The 19,637-nt window shown below is 25.9% G+C and carries 20 protein-coding genes, 1 tRNA gene and 1 other RNA gene; 11 read left to right on the top strand and 11 right to left on the bottom strand.

What is annotated here, in order from left to right:
* Positions 1-154: 154 nt before the first annotated feature.
* The 4 genes from PWP28_RS08410 to PWP28_RS08395 are packed head-to-tail and all read left to right on the top strand — an operon-like array spanning position 155 to position 1,649.
* A complete protein-coding gene (locus PWP28_RS08410) occupies positions 155-610 on the top strand; it encodes a hypothetical protein (RefSeq protein WP_109606229.1) in 456 nt (151 codons plus the stop codon).
* A gap of 2 nt (positions 611-612) precedes the next feature.
* A complete protein-coding gene (locus PWP28_RS08405) occupies positions 613-996 on the top strand; it encodes a hypothetical protein (protein WP_109606231.1) in 384 nt (127 codons plus the stop codon).
* A gap of 17 nt (positions 997-1,013) precedes the next feature.
* Positions 1,014-1,307: an Asp-tRNA(Asn)/Glu-tRNA(Gln) amidotransferase subunit GatC gene (gene gatC / locus PWP28_RS08400; RefSeq protein ID WP_308644572.1), complete on the top strand. Its 294-nt coding sequence runs from the start codon at positions 1,014-1,016 to the stop codon at positions 1,305-1,307.
* Positions 1,308-1,310: 3 nt separating this feature from the next.
* On the top strand, positions 1,311-1,649 hold the full coding sequence (locus tag PWP28_RS08395) for a YraN family protein (protein WP_109606234.1): 339 nt from the start codon (positions 1,311-1,313) through the stop codon (positions 1,647-1,649).
* A gap of 57 nt (positions 1,650-1,706) precedes the next feature.
* Here the strand turns inward: PWP28_RS08395 and PWP28_RS08390 are convergent.
* Positions 1,707-1,781, bottom strand: a tRNA-Arg gene (locus PWP28_RS08390).
* Positions 1,782-1,893: 112 nt separating this feature from the next.
* Between PWP28_RS08390 and PWP28_RS08385 the strand changes: the two genes are divergently transcribed.
* From PWP28_RS08385 to xth, 3 genes are read left to right on the top strand one after another with little or no spacing between them, the layout of a single operon-like run.
* On the top strand, positions 1,894-3,108 hold the full coding sequence (locus PWP28_RS08385; RefSeq protein WP_264149742.1) for an aminoacetone oxidase family FAD-binding enzyme: 1,215 nt from the start codon (positions 1,894-1,896) through the stop codon (positions 3,106-3,108).
* Positions 3,095-4,666 carry an FAD-dependent protein gene (locus tag PWP28_RS08380; protein ID WP_308644571.1) on the top strand — a complete coding sequence of 524 codons (1,572 nt, stop codon included), beginning with the start codon at positions 3,095-3,097 and terminating at the stop codon, positions 4,664-4,666. Before PWP28_RS08385 ends, PWP28_RS08380 begins: the two co-directional genes overlap by 14 nt.
* 13 nt (positions 4,667-4,679) lie before the next feature.
* Positions 4,680-5,444: an exodeoxyribonuclease III gene (gene xth, locus PWP28_RS08375; protein WP_109606240.1), complete on the top strand. Its 765-nt coding sequence runs from the start codon at positions 4,680-4,682 to the stop codon at positions 5,442-5,444.
* A 6-nt stretch (positions 5,445-5,450) separates the two neighbouring features.
* On the opposite strand, the gene PWP28_RS08370 is transcribed toward xth, so the two are convergent.
* Positions 5,451-6,101 carry an HAD family phosphatase gene (locus tag PWP28_RS08370; RefSeq protein ID WP_109606242.1) on the bottom strand — a complete coding sequence of 217 codons (651 nt, stop codon included), beginning with the start codon at positions 6,099-6,101 and terminating at the stop codon, positions 5,451-5,453.
* 135 nt (positions 6,102-6,236) lie between these two features.
* Between PWP28_RS08370 and PWP28_RS08365 the strand changes: the two genes are divergently transcribed.
* Positions 6,237-7,124, top strand: coding sequence for an alpha/beta hydrolase (locus PWP28_RS08365; protein WP_308644570.1), 888 nt, complete (start codon positions 6,237-6,239; stop codon positions 7,122-7,124).
* A 38-nt stretch (positions 7,125-7,162) separates the two neighbouring features.
* On the opposite strand, the gene hydF is transcribed toward PWP28_RS08365, so the two are convergent.
* The 7 genes from hydF to PWP28_RS08330 all read right to left on the bottom strand — a co-directional run bounded on the left by hydF (position 7,163) and on the right by PWP28_RS08330 (position 14,024).
* Entirely contained in the window at positions 7,163-8,350 is a 1,188-nt protein-coding gene (gene hydF / locus PWP28_RS08360) for a [FeFe] hydrogenase H-cluster maturation GTPase HydF (protein ID WP_308644569.1), read from the bottom strand.
* A 4-nt stretch (positions 8,351-8,354) separates the two neighbouring features.
* Entirely contained in the window at positions 8,355-9,410 is a 1,056-nt protein-coding gene (gene hydE / locus PWP28_RS08355; RefSeq protein WP_109606248.1) for a [FeFe] hydrogenase H-cluster radical SAM maturase HydE, read from the bottom strand.
* Between the two features lie 16 nt (positions 9,411-9,426).
* Complete coding sequence (gene hydG, locus PWP28_RS08350) at positions 9,427-10,842, bottom strand: [FeFe] hydrogenase H-cluster radical SAM maturase HydG (RefSeq protein ID WP_109606249.1); 1,416 nt, start codon at positions 10,840-10,842, stop codon at positions 9,427-9,429.
* Positions 10,843-10,854: 12 nt separating this feature from the next.
* Positions 10,855-11,103, bottom strand: a complete 249-nt coding sequence (locus PWP28_RS08345; protein ID WP_264149734.1) for a TM1266 family iron-only hydrogenase system putative regulator — start codon at positions 11,101-11,103, stop codon at positions 10,855-10,857.
* A gap of 304 nt (positions 11,104-11,407) precedes the next feature.
* Positions 11,408-11,761: a transfer-messenger RNA gene (gene ssrA, locus PWP28_RS08340) on the bottom strand.
* Positions 11,762-11,799: 38 nt separating this feature from the next.
* Positions 11,800-12,417 carry a hypothetical protein gene (locus PWP28_RS08335; RefSeq protein ID WP_109606253.1) on the bottom strand — a complete coding sequence of 206 codons (618 nt, stop codon included), beginning with the start codon at positions 12,415-12,417 and terminating at the stop codon, positions 11,800-11,802.
* A gap of 11 nt (positions 12,418-12,428) precedes the next feature.
* Positions 12,429-14,024 (bottom strand): DNA repair protein RecN, encoded by a 1,596-nt coding sequence (locus PWP28_RS08330; RefSeq protein ID WP_158274903.1) that lies wholly within the window; start codon positions 14,022-14,024, stop codon positions 12,429-12,431.
* Positions 14,025-14,222: 198 nt separating this feature from the next.
* On the opposite strand from PWP28_RS08330, the gene PWP28_RS08325 reads away from it, so the two are divergent.
* The gene (locus tag PWP28_RS08325; protein WP_264149731.1) at positions 14,223-15,188 is read left to right on the top strand and encodes an ExsB family protein; all 966 of its coding nucleotides are present in this window, start codon (positions 14,223-14,225) and stop codon (positions 15,186-15,188) included.
* A gap of 29 nt (positions 15,189-15,217) precedes the next feature.
* Complete coding sequence (locus tag PWP28_RS08320) at positions 15,218-15,532, top strand: late competence development ComFB family protein (protein ID WP_109606259.1); 315 nt, start codon at positions 15,218-15,220, stop codon at positions 15,530-15,532.
* A gap of 2 nt (positions 15,533-15,534) precedes the next feature.
* Here the strand turns inward: PWP28_RS08320 and PWP28_RS08315 are convergent, their stop codons facing one another.
* Complete coding sequence (locus tag PWP28_RS08315; RefSeq protein WP_240597607.1) at positions 15,535-16,908, bottom strand: MATE family efflux transporter; 1,374 nt, start codon at positions 16,906-16,908, stop codon at positions 15,535-15,537.
* A gap of 100 nt (positions 16,909-17,008) precedes the next feature.
* Between PWP28_RS08315 and PWP28_RS08310 the strand changes: the two genes are divergently transcribed.
* Positions 17,009-17,992, top strand: coding sequence for a 2-hydroxyacid dehydrogenase (locus PWP28_RS08310; RefSeq protein WP_308644568.1), 984 nt, complete (start codon positions 17,009-17,011; stop codon positions 17,990-17,992).
* A 16-nt stretch (positions 17,993-18,008) separates the two neighbouring features.
* Here the strand turns inward: PWP28_RS08310 and lnt are convergent, their stop codons facing one another.
* Positions 18,009-19,484: an apolipoprotein N-acyltransferase gene (gene lnt, locus PWP28_RS08305; protein ID WP_264149729.1), complete on the bottom strand. Its 1,476-nt coding sequence runs from the start codon at positions 19,482-19,484 to the stop codon at positions 18,009-18,011.
* Between the last annotated feature and the right edge of the window lie 153 nt (positions 19,485-19,637).

Genomic DNA, 19,637 nt, shown 5'->3' with positions numbered 1-19,637 from the left:
TTAAAAATAAGCTTTAGATTTTAACATATTGATATAAAAATTACAATAAATTTAATTTAATTTTTAAACTTCAAAAATTTTTTTATATTAATTATATGTTGTATAATAAATATATATGTACTAAAAATAAATTTATTAATGAGGAGGTTTTTTTATGGGTGGAATGAAAATAAAAGTAGATGAAAGTTTTATAAATGGACTTGTTGATAAAATAATAGAATCGAATACAACTATAAAAGGACTTAAAAATTTAAATGTTGAATTGAAAAACGAAGGTATTCATTTTCAAGTAGAAGTAGAAATTCTTAAAAAATATATGAAATTTGATACTTTATTAAAAATTGTAGATAAACCCGAAGATCTAAAATCTGGAATATTAAAATTAGAACTTTCAGGAGATACTGGAATAAGAAAAATATTAGAAGGGGTTTTTGATATAGCCTCTAAATTCACTCAAGCTTTTTCGTCTGAAGATAATTATATTTCCATAGATCTAAATAAAGTTGATATAAATCCTGTAATAAATTCAACTTTAAAATCACTAAAAATAGATAGTTTTGAAGTAGAAAATGGCTCATTTATTTTAGAATTAAATTATAGGGAGGAATAATTTTGCCTGCTCATTTTGAAATTGATTCTAACACTTCAAAAAAAATTCTTTCTGGAGTTTTAAAAGATAATTCATCAAAGATAATAAAAATGTTATTTGATAAATCTACTAAATTTAAATTTATGAATAATACCATAGAAGTAAAAGTAATAATGTTCAAATTCTTTTTAACTCTTGAAAAATTTCCTTACTCTTTAAATGGAGTATATGAATTTTCTCATAATATACCAATAGATAAAATAAATTTAAAAGATTTACCCAAAAATATCATTATAAATAAAAACAGAATATTTATAAATGTTCCAGAAAATATTATTAGTAAAAATATAGTTTTAAAGAATTTGAAATTTGATGATGATAAAATAATTGTAGATCTATCTTATTAAATAATTGGAGGTAAAAAATGATAAAGATTGATAATGAATTAATAAAAAAACTCGAAAAATTATCCAATATCGAATTAAAAGACAATGAAGAAATCATAATTAAAAATGATCTGAACAATCTTTTAAACTATATGTCTCTTTTAGACAATATCGATGTTTCAGATGAAGAGGAACTTTTTTCACCAATAAAAGACGAATTAAAATCAATAACTCATGAAGATATTCCCGAAAAATTTAAAAGCGATGACATAATAAACAGTTTCCCTGAAAAAAATGAGAAATATCTAAAAGTTCCAGGAATTCATAATTAAAACATGAACAATTTAGGAAAAAAATATGAAAAAATAGCTTTCGAATATCTAAAAAAAGAAAAATACAAAATCTTGGAACTAAATTATACGACAAAAATAGGCGAAATCGATATAATAGCTATGAAAAACAAAACTTTAATACTGATAGAAGTCAAAGGTGGAACTAATAAATTTGGTGATCCCGCATATAGGGTAAACAGAAAAAAAATAATTAAAATATCCAAGGTGGGCGAAATCTTTATAAATACTCATAGAGAACTCGATTTTGAAGATGTCCAAATAGATGTTATATCTGTAAATACTGAAGGAATCATAAAACATTTTCAACAACAAAGAATATGAAGAGGCTAAATAAGCCTCTTTTAATTTAAAAAACCGTTCCAAAAAGAACGGTTTTATTGGTGCTCCCAGCAAGAATCGAACTTGCATTTGAGGATTAGGAATCCTCCGTTCTATCCGTTGAACTATGAGAGCTTTCGAATAAATTACAGAATTTATTATACCACAAAAACCTTTATTTGTAAATATTTAAGAAGATAATTAAAAATGAAAAATATAAAAGATTTAAAATTATGAGGTGTTTTTAATGATTGTAAATATAGTTGGTGGTGGAGCATCAGGAATTATTGCGGCAATAAATGCCGCTAAAAATGGTCATGAAGTCAATATATTTGAAAAAATGAAAAATATCGGTAAAAAAATACTTGCAACAGGTAATGGAAAGTGTAATTATACAAATAAAAAAATGGATGAAACATTTTTTTATTGTAAAAATAAAGAATTAATAAAAAATTCATTACAAATATTTGATGATAAATCAACAATATCTTTTTTTAAATCTATAGGAGTATATCCGCGAGAAATAGATGGAAGAATATACCCTATAACTGAAAACTCCTTGTCTATAGTAAAAAGTTTAGAAAATGAATTAAATAGATTAAATATAAAAATATATACAAAAACAAAAATATTCAAAATAGATATCTTAAAAAATAAATTCATATTGAATGATAAATATGAATCTGATATTTTAATAATCGCAGCAGGCGGAAAATCTTACCCTGCATTGGGATCGGATGGTTCTATAAATTCTGAATTGATAAAACTTGGACATACGTTCAAAACACAGAGACCAGCACTTGTTCAATTGATATCTAATGATTATTTTCTACCTCAATTAAAAGGTGTTCGAGTTAAAGGTAATGCTTCATTGTTTGATCATAAAAACATAAAAATAATAGAAAAAAATGGTGAAATACTATTTACAGACTATGGATTATCTGGTATACCTTCTATGCAAATAAGTAGATTTATAAAACCAGAAAAAAATTATATAATAAAAATAGATTTGGCTCAAAATATAGATAAAGATGAAATAAATAATTATTTAATAAATCAAACAAGATTGAATCCCAATTTAAAAATAAGTGATTCTCTAATAGGAATTATACATTTTAAATTGATAAATATAATATTACAGATAAACAATATACATAATATACCTCTAAATCAATTAAAAAGATCTGATAGAAATAAAATTATTAATTCTATCAAAAATTTTAACATAAATATAAATGGTACAAAAGGTTGGAAAGAATCGCAAGTGACAACTGGTGGAATAAATTTAAATGAAATAAACGAAATAAATTTTGAAAGTAAAAAAATTAAAAATCTTTATATATGTGGCGAAATATTAGATATCGATGGTGATTGTGGCGGATATAATCTTCAATGGGCTTGGACATCAGGATATATAGTGGGAAATAATATTATGAGAAGGGATAAAAATGATACAAATTAATAATCTGAGAATGGCATATAATCATACTGAAGAAGAATTATTAAATGGAATAGAAATAAACTATGGGATCAAAAAAAATAATATAGAAAAATATATCATATTAAAAAAATCTATAGATGCCAGAAGCAAAAAAAGAATGATATTTTTTGAATACAATCTAGCTTTAAAATTAAAAAATGAAAACTCTAAAAAATATTCAAAGTATGAAGAAAAAAATTATTCAGTTCCAGAATATGGAAAAGAAAAAATTCCCAATAAACCAATAATCGTCGGCAGTGGTCCGGCTGGAATGTTTACAGGATTAATCCTTGCCGAAAATGGTTTTAATCCAATAATACTTGAAAGAGGAAAAGATATTAAAACTCGAAGCAAAGATGTTAAAAATTTTTGGAATAATGGAATATTTAATGAAAAAAGTAATGTTCAATTTGGTGAAGGTGGAGCTGGAACTTTCTCTGATGGTAAATTAACTACTTTAATAAAAGATAAGAATAGTAGAATAAAAAAAGTATTAGAGGAATTCTGTGAAGCTGGTGCACCAAAAGAAATACTGTATTTAAATAAGCCCCATATAGGTACAGATATTTTAAAAATAGTTGTAGAAAATATAAGAAACAAAATAGAAAAACTTGGTGGAAAATATTATTTTGATTCTAATGTAACTGATTTAATTATAAAAAATTCTGAAATAATGGGAGTAATAATAAACAATAATGAAAAACTATATAGTAATAATATAATATTATCAATAGGGCATTCATCAAGAGATACATTTGAAATGCTTTTAAAAAATAATATAGAAATACATCAAAAACCTTTTTCAATGGGAATTAGAATTGAACATGATCAAGATTTAATAAATGAATCTCAATATGGAAAATTTAAAAATGATTCAAAATTGGGAGCTGCAGATTATAAATTATCTTATAGAACGAAACAAAATAGAGCTGTTTATACATTTTGTATGTGTCCTGGTGGATATGTAATTGCATCTCAATCTGAAAAAAATTCTATAGTAACAAATGGAATGAGTAAATATTTGAGAAATAATAAAAACTCTAATTCAGCAGTTCTTGTTAATATAAACACAGAAGATTTTAACTCAGCTCATCCATTGGCAGGTATGTTCATGCAAAGAAAAATAGAATATTCATCTTTCAATCCAAATAAACCATATTTTGCACCAGTACAATTATTAGAAGACTTCTTAAATAATAAAGTTTCAAAAAAAATAAAAAATATAGAACCTTCTTATACTCCTGGATATTATTTTAAAAATTTAAATGAAAATATTCCGAATTTTATATCAGAAAGTTTAAAAGAAGGTATAATCAATATGGGAAACAAATTGAAAGGGTTTGATTATAAATACTCTGTATTAACTGGTTTTGAAACGAGAAGCTCATCTCCTATAACTATAATTAGAAATAAAAATTTAGAATCTTTAAAAGGTCTTTATCCTGCTGGCGAAGGAGCTGGATATGCGGGTGGCATAACTTCTTCCGCTGTTGATGGTATAAGAGTAGCTGAAGAAATTATTAAAAAATACAAACCATAAGAGAGGTGTTTTTATGAAACTGATATCTTGGAATGTAAATGGTATTAGAGCTATATATAAAAAAAATTTATTGGACTTTATTAAAAAATATGAGCCAGATATTTTATCCATACAAGAAATAAAAGCTATGGAAGATCAATTACCAAAAAAACTCATAAATTTTGGTGATTACAAAAAATATTTTTTCTCTGCCGAAAGGAAAGGATATAGTGGAGTATCAACTTTTACAAAAAAAGAACCTAAAAATATAAAATTTGGAATGGATAATAAAATATTTGATTCTGAAGGAAGAACTTTAATAACAGAATTTGACAATTTTTCATTATTCAATATATACTTTCCAAATGGAAAAGCAAATGATGAAAGACTGAAATATAAAATGGATTTTTATTATTATTTGTTAGATTATTTAGAAGAATATAAAAAAACTCAACCAAATATAATAATATGTGGAGATGTAAATACCGCACATAAAGAAATAGATTTAGCAAGGCCCAAAGAAAATAGTAACACTTCAGGGTTTCTTATAGAAGAAAGAGAATGGATAGATAAACTTTTAGAAAGTGGTTTTTTAGATGCTTTTAGAGTTTTTAATAAAAAAGAAGATCAATACTCTTGGTGGGATTATAAAACAAAAGCAAGAGAAAGAAATGTTGGTTGGAGAATAGATTATTTTTTTATAAGCGAAACTATAAAAAATAATCTAAAAAACGCTTATCATTTAGATGAAATAATGGGATCAGATCATTGTCCAATTGGTATCGAAATAGAGATATAGTATTTACTATATCTCTATTATATCCCAACTATTTTTTTCACTATATTTTTTTAATTTTTTATCTGGCGAAACACATATAGGATTTCCTACTATCTTTAAAAAAGGTAAATCTGAAATAGAATCCGAATAAAAAAAAGCCTTTTCAAGATCTACATGATTTTTATCCATATACTCTTTAACACGTCTTACCTTCTCTTCTCCATAACAGCTAGTTTCTTCAACGCCTATAAATCTATCTTCTTCATAGATCAATCGAGTGCAAATTTTTTCATGTAAATTAAAATATTCAAAAACTGGATGACAAACATTTTCAGGAGATGCCGAAAGTAAGATTAATTTAGCCCCTCTTTCTCTATGTTTTTCAACTTCTAAAATCATACTTTTTCTTATAAAATTAATGCCATATTCTTTAAACCATTTATCAGTCCTATCATAAACTTTTTTCTTACTTTCTCCCACAAAATCATTGGACAGTTTAGAAGTTATGTCCTCGAGTTCATATATTCCAAGATAATAAAAAATAGGCATATATAAAAGTTTAGTATATTCCTTAAATTTTATTTGTCCAGTTTTTAATAAATACTTAAAGTATAAAGGACCACTATTCTTAGTTAACAAAGTTTTATCCATATCAAAAAAAACAGTATATTTAAACATAATCCACCCCTATTTTAGAACTATATATAATTTTACCATATATGAATTATAACTTTAAATTAATTTTTTGTTATATTTATGGTAAAATAATAATGAGAGGTAATTCATTTTTTAATTGATGAGGAGGGAAAATATATGCAAATAGTTTTAAAAGAAATAGAACTTTTAAATGGAGAGACTTATGGTTATAGATATAAAAAAGGGGGAGAAAAAACTTTAATTTTAGTTCATGGAAATATGACTTCATCAAAACATTGGGATATATTAATGGAAAACTTATCGGATGAATTTACAATTTATGCAGTAGATTTAAGAGGATTTGGAATCTCTTCATACAAAAATCCTATAAATTCTTTAGAAGATTTTTCAAAAGATTTAAAATTATTTTGTGATAGTTTGAATTTAAAAAATTTCTATCTAATGGGTTGGTCAACTGGTGGTGGAATAGTTATGGATTTTACAGCAGACAACCCAGAATATGTAAAAAAATTAATTTTAATGGAATCAGTTGGAACAAGAGGTTATCCTATTTTCAAAAAAGATTCTAATGGTTCACCAACTTCAGAGCTTATAAAAACAAAAGAAGAAATAGCAAAAGATCCTATTCAAGTAATTCCAATTTTAAAAGCCTATGAAGAAAAAAATAGAGAAATGTTAAAAACAATATGGAATATGTCAATATATACTCATAATAAACCTTCAGAAAAAAAATATGAAGAATATATAGATGATATGCTAAATCAAAGAAATTTAGTAGATGTAGATTTTGCACTTGCTATATTTAATATATCTGAAGAAAGCAATGGAATAATTTCTGGAAATGCAAAAGCAAAAAAAATAAAATGTCCAGTTTTAATTCTTTGGGGAAAAAATGATATAGTTGTTCCAGAAAAAATGGCTTTAGATATAAAAAATGATATTGGAGAAAATGCAAAATTACACTATTTAGAAGATTGTGGACATTCTCCTATAATTGATAATATCAATTTATTAAAAAATACCGTAGAAGAATTTTTAAAATAATTTATTAAAACGAAGACAAAATTTGTCTTCGTTTTAAATTAAAGCAAATCTGGAATCATAACCCTTTCTAAAACACCATTCAAATAAGATATTATAACTCCATAATTATAAATTGGAATATTCAATCTTTTTATATGTACAAGTCTTCTCATCATCATTGTTCTTGTTAATGTACAACCTCCACAATGAATAATAATCTTTGTATTCAATAAATCTTCTTCATCTGGAAACTCTTTCCCTGCAATAAACTTAAAATTTAACTCTTTCCCAGTATATTTTTTCAGCCAATTTGGTATTTTTACTCTCCCTATATCTTCACTCATAGGTCTATGTGCACAGCCTTCCATTATAAGAATCGAATCTCCATCATTAAGATTTTCTATTTCTTCTATATTTTCAGATAATAATCTTAAATCACCTTTATGTCTTGCCTCAAGAATAGAAAATGTGGTTAATTTGATATCTTCAGGAATCAATTGCGATACTTTTTTTATAGCTTGAGAATCAGTTATGACCAAGTCTGGTTTTTTACTAAGTAAGTTTAAGATATTAGGAATACCTTCTATTGAAGTTTCTACTGGAAAAGCTTTTTTATCTAAAATTTCTCTTATTGCATTAACTTGAGGCATTATCAATCTACCCTTTGGGGCTCCAGTATCTATTGGAATTATCAATAAAACAATATCATTTTCTTTTATGAATTCTGGAATCATTGGAATTGATCTTTCTTCAGGTTTCATAGAAACTATTTTATTTTTTAATTCTTCAATTCCAATATTCTTTTTTGCTGAAATACTAACAAAATTCTTTTTATATTTTTTACTATAATACTCAATAATATCACTTTTAAACATATCTATCTTATTTAAAACTATTAAAAAAGGTATATCATTTTTTTCAAATATTTTTAAAATATTTGAAAAATAAACATCAGGATAATCATCAACAACCAAAAGTCCAATATCTGATTTCATAAAGGCATGATGAGCTTTTTGTACTCTTTTATTTCCTAAATTCCCCACATCATCTATACCCGGAGTATCTATAATAGTAACGGGACCAATCGGATGTAATTCCATCGTTTTATAAACAGGGTCAGTAGTAGTACCAGGATAATCTGAAACAAGAGCAATATCTTGATTCAATAAAGAATTTATAATCGAAGACTTTCCAACATTTCTTTTACCAGAAATAACTATATTGAGTCTGTATCCACCTAAAGACATAATATCACCTACTCAAAGCTTTCATCGTTATAGGAGAAACTTTAAGATTTCTTTTTTTTAACTCCTTTAAAGTTTCAAAAAAATCTATTTTAGCTTTATTATCATATATATTATAATTTTTTCTATATATATCGGGTGTTATATTAACCATAACTACATTACAAAAATACTTTAAAGATTCATAATGAGAATTATAATTTAATGTTCCTAAAGCAGTAGTTGCTGGCATTTGAGCTTTTGGAACAGTTAATCTTGCAGCACAACAAGCATTCATCGTTTTTACAACAGAACCATTTTTCATATTCTCAAAAGGTGTATTTTTAGAAGCTATTAATGGTCCTATTCCTATCATTCTAACATTTTCATCTCTCATAAAAATAATATCATCAGCCATATCATCATCTGTTTGATTTGGAAGACCTACTATAAATCCTGATCCTGTTACATAACCTATTGAATCAGTATATTTTAATATATTTACTCTGTTATAATAATTTTTATCTGGATGAATATCATCAAATAATTCTTTATTTATACTTTCATGTTTTATTAAAGTTCTTATAGCTCCAGATTTTTTAAATTTCAAATAAGACTCCAAAGATCTTTCGCCTATAGATATAGAAACTGGAAGTTTTGTTTTTTCTCTTATAATTTTTATTATACTCATCAAATCTTCATCTTTAAAAAAATTATCTTCTCCACTTTGAAGAACTATTGTATCTAAACCCCATTTTTTTGCTTTCAATGCAGAATTTATTATTTCCTCATTACTCATCCTGTACCTATTTATATTCAAATTATCTCTTCTTATACCACAATAGTCACAATTTTTAGAACAATAATTACTAAACTCTATAAGAGCTTTAATTGATACATAATCAACAGTAAAAAAATTTTTAACTCTCTTAGCTACTTCATACATTAAATACCTTTCTTTACCATTCAAAGAAAGTATATATTTTATATGTTCTTTTTCAATTGTCATATTATTGGAAAAAAAATCTAAGATTTCTTTTCCTTTTAAATCAAATTGTTGATATAAATCATTAAATATTTCCATAAAATCTCCTTTAAAATTAAAAATATAGATCTCTTTGATCTGTTGATTTAATTTTTTCAAGATTTGATAAAAGTTTTTCTTTCATATTTATATCTTTAATACCTTTCAATTCATTATTTATAACCTTTAAACAAGAATTTTTAGTTTCATCAGAAGCATAATCAACAACATACTCCATTAAAGTACTTATAGCATTTGGTGTACAAAAACGTTTAACAAAACCCGGAATTGCGAATTCCATAAAATGTTCACCTGTTCTACCCAATCTATAACATCCAGTACAAAAAGAAGGTAAAAAATTATTATCTGTAAGTTGTTTTATAACTTCATCTAAAGATCTTTGATCACCGAGAACAAATTGAGATTTTTTATATGATTCTTTATCTTGTGTTGAATAAGCTCCAACCCCTATATTTGAACCTGCATCTATTTGAGAAACACCAAATTCCATAAGATCATTTCTAATACTTATAGGTTCTCTAGCTGTTAATATCAATCCTGTATAAGGTACGGCAAGTCTTAATATAGCAACTAATTTTTTAAATTTTTTGTCATCAACTATATATGGAGGTCTTTCAGAAACAGGTGTATTTAAAGCAGGTTCTATTCTCGGAAAAGAAATGGTATGAGGGCCTACATTAAACCTTTCTTCAAAATGAATGGCATGGGATAAAAGGCCCATCATTTCATATTTCCAATCATACATTCCAAATAAAGCTCCTATTCCAACATCATCTATTCCAGCACCAAAAGCCCTATCCAAAGAATATAATCTCCATCTATAACTAGATTTTGGACCTCTTGGATGTATCTTTTTAAAAGTTTTTTCATGATATGTTTCTTGAAAAACTTGAAAAGTTCCTATTCCTGCATCATGAATTATTTTAAACCCTTCAATAGTCTGAGGTGCAGCATTTATATTAACTCTTCTTATATTACCATGACCACTTTTGACAGAATAAACTGCTTCAACGGTTTTTGCAATAAATTTAGCATCATACATCGGATGTTCTCCATAAACTAATATAAGTCTTTTATGACCTCTGTCTATTAAAGCTTTAGTTTCTTGTTTAACTTCATCAATACTTAAAGAATTTCTAAATATTTCTTTATTAGAAACTCTAAATCCACAATACTCACAATCATTTATACATTCATTTCCTATATACATAGGTGCAAACAAAACAATTCTGTTACCATAAACTTTTTCTTTTAATTTCTTAGCTCCATCAAATATCATATTTTCAAGTCTTTCATCTTCACAATTCAAAAGATATGACATTTCTTCAAGATTCAATCTATTTTTATCCAAAGATTTTTGAATGATATCTTCAACTCTTTTTGGATCTGGATTAATATTTTCTTGAAGTAATGTACTTATTTTCTCATCATCAATAAATGTTTTAGTTTTTGAATCCTTAATATAAAACATTTTAATACCCCCTTAGTATTTTAAAATATGTGATTTTACTTTAACCCCTGATACTTGCCCCAATTTACCATTTAAAGCACCTATTAAATCTGTATTAGATTTAAAGATTATAAATATAATGGCGATATTTTCTTCTTTCATCGGATACCCGACTCTTAAAAGAATATTATCGCCAAAATCATGAAGTATTTTATTTACTTTTTCAAAAGATTCTTCTCTGTTTGTAATCGCAATTGAAATCATAGCTATTTTTTCTTCCATAAAAAAAGCCCTCCCTTTGATATTTTTTTCTCAAAGGAAGGAGGATACAATATATGGCAAGTAAACCTGATAAGTTTTATTTTTGATCAGTATTGTCATAAAATTCCCTCTTCCTTTGATGTCAGAATTATGTCCTTCACCTCAGGAAAAATATTAACTTGTTCTATTTTTAACAATGTTATTATAACAAAAAAACATTAATTAAAAGTTACTCATTATCATATATTTGGTTTTATTTTATTAATAACATGTTTATAATACTACAAAAAATAAAAAAAGAGAGTTTATCCTCTCTTTTTATAAATGGTGGAGACGGCGGGAATCGAACCCGCGTCCGAACATAAGCCGCACCGACTTCTCCGAGCGCAGTTCATGTTTAAGATTTCAGATTAATATCTTTCATGAACAAAAAATAAAAATCCTATCATTGTAAAATTTCCATAAATACTCCAATGAGAAAGTATAAATGTAAGAGTCCTTTTAATGACACCCAACTAATTCATGAGACTCGGCATCAAAAAGTGGGCGAGCTGCGCTTAGGCAGCTAAAGCGTAATTTTCTTCTGCGTTTATATTTATGTGTTCGCTTTTTAACGAGGTTGCGAAACCTCGACTCGCTTCTCGGAACGGCCTATACCCGTCGAAGCCTTTTCGTCCCCATACGCTTTATTCATTATATCATATATTGTTAAAGATTTCAAGATTTTTGAAGTTGCCAACTGATCTTTTCAGATATTTCTGGTTCAATCTCTCTTAAATATGGAACGAGTTCAAAATCAGATAATAATACTTTTACAAGAGAATCTAAGACAAGAGCTCTTATAGAATTGGAGTTTGTATTTTTATATTTTGAGATTAAATTATTTACAACTCTTTTTGATGGCATGTTGGTCATAGCCATTATACTGATTTCTTCAAGTTCACCTCCATCATCTATATAAGTTTCAATATACTCAAGATATTTTTCATCTTTAGTTAATTTTAAAAGATTTTCATATATTATAGGAAAAGCTCTTTCATCAGAAAAACTATTGATCATTCTTTCTAAATAAGGTATTATTTCTTTACATTCAAAATCTGCAAGTATTTCAGCTAAATATAACAAAGAGATATCATCATCTTCATTTAAATCAAATCTATTTTTAAATTCTTCAAATAAATAGTCTTTACCATCTGCTGCTCCCATTATTTCTAAAATATCTCTTGCCAATTCTCTTGTTTCTACATCTTCTTCACTCAAAAGATCTACTATTTTAGGAATGGCTGAAACACCTTTTTCTTCTATTATTTTTTGTATTAATTCTTCTCTATCCATAAAATCACTCCTTACAAAACTATATCTCCATACATATCTTTTATTTCTTTATCCCTTTCATCTGAATTTAATCTTATTATAGATGAATAAGTTTTAGCATTTTTTTCAATTTTTAATATTTTAAAATGTCTATTTGCATCATTTGCAACTTGTGGCATATGAGTAATAACTATTACTTGTTTATTTTTTGAAAGCTCTTCCAACTTTTCACCTACCACATCTGCCATTCTTGGACCAACGCCAGAATCTATTTCATCAAACAACATAGTATCTATTGAATGATCATTTCCAAAAACTGTTTCCATAGCTAAAAGAATTCTTGACATCTCACCACCAGATGCAATTTCCGAAAGATTTAAAAATGGACTTTGAGGTGTTGTTTTTAATAAAAGAATAGCTTTATGTGCACTCGTATTATCTGGTTCTTTATCAGAAAATCTAAAATCTATACTCGCATTTTTCATATTTAAATCATATAGATTTTTCTCTATGGATTTTTTCAAACTATTTAAATAATCAATACTTTTTTTTATAATATTATTAGATTCTTGCTTTAATTTCTTTTTTAATTCCTTAAGTTTTGGTTCTATTAAGTCTATTTCATCTTTTAGTTCTGAAAGATATTCATATTCTTTTTTCATATTTTCAAGTTTTAAGATAACATCTTCAAGAGAAGGTCCATATTTCCTCTTTAAATTTATTATTTCATTAAGTCTATCTCCAACTTGTTGCAATTCATTTGGATCTACATTTAAATCTTCAAGCTTATACTCGAGATTACCATGTAAATCATTTAAAAGTTCTTGAATATTGAGAGCTTGTTCATAATATTCTTTAAATCCAAAATCCGATATCTTAGAGAGATTATAAACAACATTCCCGATAGCAATATCGAGATTAAATTCTTCATTATCCTTCAAAATATTTAAATCTTCATAAAGATTCTTTCTTATTTCTTCTACATTATTTAAAGCTTTATATCTATCATTCAATTCATCGTCTTCACCAATAACTGGATTTAATCTCTCTATTTCTTCAATTTGATAATTCAAAATATCGAGCTTTCTAAAAATTTCTGACGGATCTGATGGAATATGTTCAAATTTACTCTTCAAACTACTGTATTCTTTAAAATAGTCATCATAATGAGAAAAAAGCTCTGGTTTTTTATCTCTAAGTAAAGAATATATCAATTTACTTTGATAGGATTCATCCCTCAACAATATATTTGAATCTTGAGAATGAACTTCTATTAAATGTTTTCCTATTTTTTGAATTAATTCTTTTGGAACTATTGTACCATTTATCCTAAAAAAAGCTCTTTTAGAAGTAAATGTTGAAGAAATTACAAGCTCTTCTGAATCTAAGTTGAAATCATCTTTAATTAAATCTCTTATTTCATCATCAACTATAAAAAAAGCCGAAATATTCCCTTCATCTGTTCTAAGATTCTGTGGTATATTTCCAGTCAAAAATGCATTTATAGCAGAAATAAACATGGACTTACCAGCACCAGATTCACCAGTTATAACATTCAGTTTTTCATGAAAGTCTACATTGGCATCTTTAAAAAGTCCAAAATTTTTAAGAGATAATGATACTATCAAAGAATTCACCAACCTTTATAGTTATACAATTCTATTATTTTTATACCAATATTATAGCATAATAAGAAAAAATTTTTACCTGATATAATAAACTGTTAATATGGTTTATTATAAAATATAAGTAAATTTAATATTTATTATGTACAAATATAAAGGTATAGATAAATAATACGATATATAAGATAAGAGAGGTAAAAAATGAATATAATTGATAAAATAGAAGAAATAAAAAACGAATATAAACTCTACGCTGAAGATAAAAAAATATATATAGCCTTTTCTGGTGGATTAGACAGCACTGTAGCCGCTCTAATAGCCAGAGATACTTTTGATAATTCAAAAATAACTTTAATAAATGTATGTTTTGGAGCTTATTCTTATTCAAAAGGATTAGAAGCAGTTTTAAGTCTCGCAAATCAAATGAATTTAAGATTATTTTTCACTCAAGGTGAAAAAGAGCAAGAAAATTTAATGTATCACGGACCAAATTGTAATCAATGTACAAAAAATATAAAACTTGGAAAAGTTAAAGAATTCGTATATAAAGGTTTAGTAGTTGTTGGATCAAATCAATCAGACTCCTGGGGAAAACTTGGTATAAAATATAATGATGGAATTTATTCACCACTATTAAATTTAAACAAAAAAGAAATAAATGAAATTTTAAATTTTTATGGATTTAAAATTCCCAAAATAGGCGAAAGTAATTTTAGAGAAGGTTGTAAATTCAAACATTTATTAAAAATGGCTGTTAATAATAAATTTCACTCAAGAGCAGATGTGATTGCAAATGAAGTACTCCATGATATATTGGATTTTTATAATTATGAAAGAACTCTTGGAAATGTAAAGATAATAGGTCCTTTATCAAAAAATATTGCTCTCATAAATGTAAAACCAATACCAGAAAACTCAATAAAAAAAATAATAATAGAAAAAATTTCTCAAGAAGAAACTATAGATGAAGTCGTTTTTGTTGATAAACCTTTAAAATTAAAAGTCGCTGCTAATCCTGGTATAATTAATAATAAAAATTCTAAATATTGGATAGAAAATGGAAGGTTGGCACCTGAATTTGCAATGCCAATTGAAGTAGATTGGAATACCAAATCAAATAATAATAAATTGTGGACTTTTTCTGTTGTAGATTATCAATTTCTATAAGATTCGTATGAACTTTAAAGGGGGATTCTATGATAAAAAACATTATGGAAGATATTGTAGGGGAATGTTTAACTGAAATACTCAAAGACACAAATATAAAAGTTTGTAAATGTCAAAAATGTATTAGTGACATAATGGCATTAACTTTAAATCATGTAAAACCAAAATATGTTTCTACCAAAAAAGGGGAAATATATACAAGAGTCGAACTACAAAATAGTCAATTAAAAGTAGATTTAATGGATACTATAATAAAATCAATATTAATAGTTGCAAGAAATCCAAGACATAATCAAAAAATAGATAAAATTCAAAAAATAGACAAAATAGAAAAAATAGATTAGTTTTAATCTATTTTTTCATATTTTTCTACAACTCTTATTTTCCAATTTCCAAATTTTAAAAATAAATATGCGAGAACCATTGCCGAAATATTACTTATTATCATAGCAATAAAAATACCTTTAAATCCATATATATCTGCCATAAAAACAACTAAAGGAATTCTTATCACCCAAAGTCTTATCATATCAACTGTCGTTGATTGTACTGTATGACCAGTTCCCCTTAAAGCCCCCATAAATATAGACATAGTAGCAAAAAAAGGTAAAGAGAATGAAACCATTTTAAAAAATACCTTTCCCATCTCAATAACTTCAGGATCATTTATAAAAAACCTTGTAACATATTGACCAAAGAAAAATAATAAAAAAGAAATACTCAAAATTATAGAAAAGGTTATAAAAGCTGCTTTTTTAACAGTTTCTTCAGCTTTTTCAGGCTCATCTGCCCCTATAAATTGTCCACACATAGAAGCTGTTGCGAGTTCCATACCAATAGCAAACATAACAACCATTGAATTTATTCTATTTCCCACACCATAAGCACTGACAACAACAGTCCCAAAACTTGAAACAACACCCATTATTATAGTAAAACCTATTGAAGTAATTGACTGGCCAATAGAAGCAGGAAATCCTATTTGTAAAACCTTTTTGATGAGTCTAAAATCAGGTTTAAAATATTTAATATCAATTTTAAATCCATATGTTCCTTTTATCAATGTAAACATAAAATAACATGCTATTATACTCCTCGCCAAAAAAGTTGCTAAAGCTGCTCCAAGAACACCAAAATCAAAATAAAAAATAAAAATAGGGTCTAAAATAATATTAATAATAACGGATAAAAATGTAAATTTTAACGCTATAAAAGAATTTCCCCAGCCTCTATATATTCCAGCAGAAAGCTCCATTAAAAACATGAAAGGCATGGCTAGAACTATAATATTCATATACTGTACGCTTAAATCAAAAACTTCTTGAGATACTTTCATAATACTTATAATATTTGGAGAGAATAATAAAACTATAAACATTATTACAATTGAAAGAACAACTATAGTTACTATAGTATTTGCAGCAGATTTTTCAGCCATAGTTTTATCTTTCATTCCAGTATATTGCGAAACCATAGAAGAGCCAGCATGAGAAAAACCGGAAGCCAATGAAATAAATATAAAAATTATGGGCCATGTGATAGTTGGAACAGAAAACTCTATTTTTCCAAGTTTTCCTAAAAAGAAAGCATCCGTTATATTATAAATCGTTTGTAATATATTAGTTAATATTATTGGCCAAGCAAGCTTAAATAAAACACTTTTTATACTACCTTCAAAAATATTAATTTTTTGATTTCTTTGTTGAATAATAGTAATCACTCCCAAAAACAGTTTGTTTACCTAACTATTATATCATATTAATCCTAAAAATAAATAATATATGTATAATATAAAAAACAAAATAATTAGGAGGGGAAAAATGAAATTTTTATTTGATCATATTTTAACAGACTATTGGAAAGTAAAAATAGAAGAAATTTCAAATGAATTTAAAAATTTTAATGTAATTAAAAAAGATCCTAATATTCCTTTAAAAGAACAATTAGAAGATATAGATTGTTTAATAGGTGGCTCTATAAAGAAAGAAGATTTAACAAAAGCAAAAAATTTAAAAGCTATTTTTGTACCTTTTTCTGGAGTAAACACTTTACCCCTAAAAGATTTAAAAAAATCAAATATAATAGTATCTAATTCTAAAGGTAACGGAAAAGTAGTTGCTGAAAGGGCCGTAAGTCTTTTAATGTCATTAACAGGTAAAATAATTGAATATGATGAAGATCTTAGAAAAAATATATGGCATGGTTTTGCAGCTGGTGAAAACCCAGAATCTTCTTGGGAAAGTATTATAGAAAAAAAAGTAGGAATATTAGGTGTTGGAAGCATAGGAAAAAATATAGCCAAATATTTAAAACCTTATGATTGTAAAATAATTGGGTATAAAAAAAATATAGTAGGTCAATCAAAAGATTATGATGAATATTTTGATATTATAACTAATAACTTTGATTATACAATAAAAAATTCAGATATAATATTCATATCTCTTCCATTAACTGACTCTACAAGAGATTTAATAAATAAAGATAATATAATAAAATTCAAAAACAAAATCATCATAAATGTTGGAAGAGGGCCTATAATATCTCAAGAAGCTTTATATATTGGATTAAAAGAAAATATATTAAAAGGAGCCTGCATAGATGTTTGGTACAATTACCCTGAAAAAAACTCCAATCAATGTATGCCTTTAGATTATCCTATAAATGAATTCAAAAACATCATATTATCTCCGCATGTTGGTGGATTTAATGAAAAAGCTTTGAAATTGAGTATAGACTGGTGTGTTGAAAATATAAAAGCTTATTTAAATACTGGTAAGCCTAAAAACATAGTAAAAATATAAAGGGGAAAATTCCCCTTTATATTATAGCAAACAACAAAGCCAATATAAATAAAATTATTTTTAAAATATTTCTTATTTTTATATAAATAGTTATATCATCATTTTTAAATACTTCAAAATTATCCATTTTTTCTTCATGTGGTTTATAAAGATCTGTTATTCTTCCGTATTTATCAACTTTACCTGTTAACCCCGTATTAGAAACTTGCAAAAATTCTTTTCTATTTTCAACAGCTCTGAATATAATTTGAGAAAAATGTTGTTTTAATGCAGTATTATTATCAAACCAACCATCATTTGTTATAGAAAGTAAGAATTGAGCACCATTTTTTGTGAGTTCATTTGAAACCTCAGGAAAATAAGTCTCAAAACAAATCTGTGTACCTATTTTGGTATTTGACACATCAAAAACATTATATTCCTTACCAGTCTCATAATACCTAATTAAATTAAAAGCATTAAAATTATCAAAAATAAACTTATATGGCAAAAATTCCGCAAAAGGAACGAGTTTTACTTTATCATAATAATCTAATATATTGCCCTCACTATCGTACAACCATGCTGTATTATAATTTTTATCTAAGCTCATTCTTGGATATCCCATAATAACTGGTTTATTTACAGAACTTATATTTACTTTGAGAGCTAAATTTATGTCAGTATCTCTTATATCTTCCAAAAATGCCGATTCTGGTAAAATAACCAAATCTGTATCAAACTCTTGTGTTTCTTTTAAAATATCAGAAAACATCATATAACTATTCCACTTATTAGAATTATATTTTATATTTTGAGGAACATTCATTTGAATAGCCGTGACTTTAAAAGAATCCTCATCATTAAACATTGGTAAAAATCTTTCAATTGAAAAATTAACTACATAAATCATACTCAAAATAATTGGAATTTTTATGATCCAATTTCTTGATTTATCAAAAGCAATTAAAGAGTTTATAAAAACTATTATAAAACTTATACCAAGATACCCAAATATTGAAGCGATTTGTAAAATCCCTATATGATCATAAAGAGCATATCCCAAAGAACCACCAGTAAAAGCAAAATCTCCAATAGTTTTTAACCCCTCAGCTGCAGTATATGCAAAAGAATAAAATAGAACGAGTGACCAATAGTTTTCTTTTCTATATTTTCTATTATGATACATCTCTGAAAGAAGCCAAATCAATAAATAAGGTAAAACAAGTAATAAAATCATACCTATAAATCCTATAAAACCAATAAAAGAACTATACCCATTTAAAACTTGAGGTATATTCTTTGTTAAAACTGGAATTTGCCACCAAAAAGTGGTAAAAAGCATTGAAAAAGAATATATTATGGTATGAAGAAATCTTTCATAAGTTTTTTTTGAATCGGCCATATTTTTTAAATAAAAAATTAAAGAAAAAAACACTAAAAAAGAAAATAGATTTCCAGGCATAGATAATCCTGTTAATATACCTGATAATAATGAAAGTAAATAAGACATTTTTTCCTCCCTCTATAAAATACGCTTAAGTGAATATTTCATGATAATTCATAAAAATTAAAAAAAACAAAAAAATATAAAAGATAATAAATAATGAAAGAAATTTTATTTATTAAAAAATTAATAAACATAAAATATGGTAGTAGTTACCAT

The organism is Oceanotoga sp., from assembly GCF_030445905.1.
Lineage (GTDB): Bacteria > Thermotogota > Thermotogae > Petrotogales > Petrotogaceae > Oceanotoga > Oceanotoga teriensis.
Note: the sequence above shows the minus strand (reverse complement) of the source record. Positions and strands in the feature narration are given on the sequence as shown.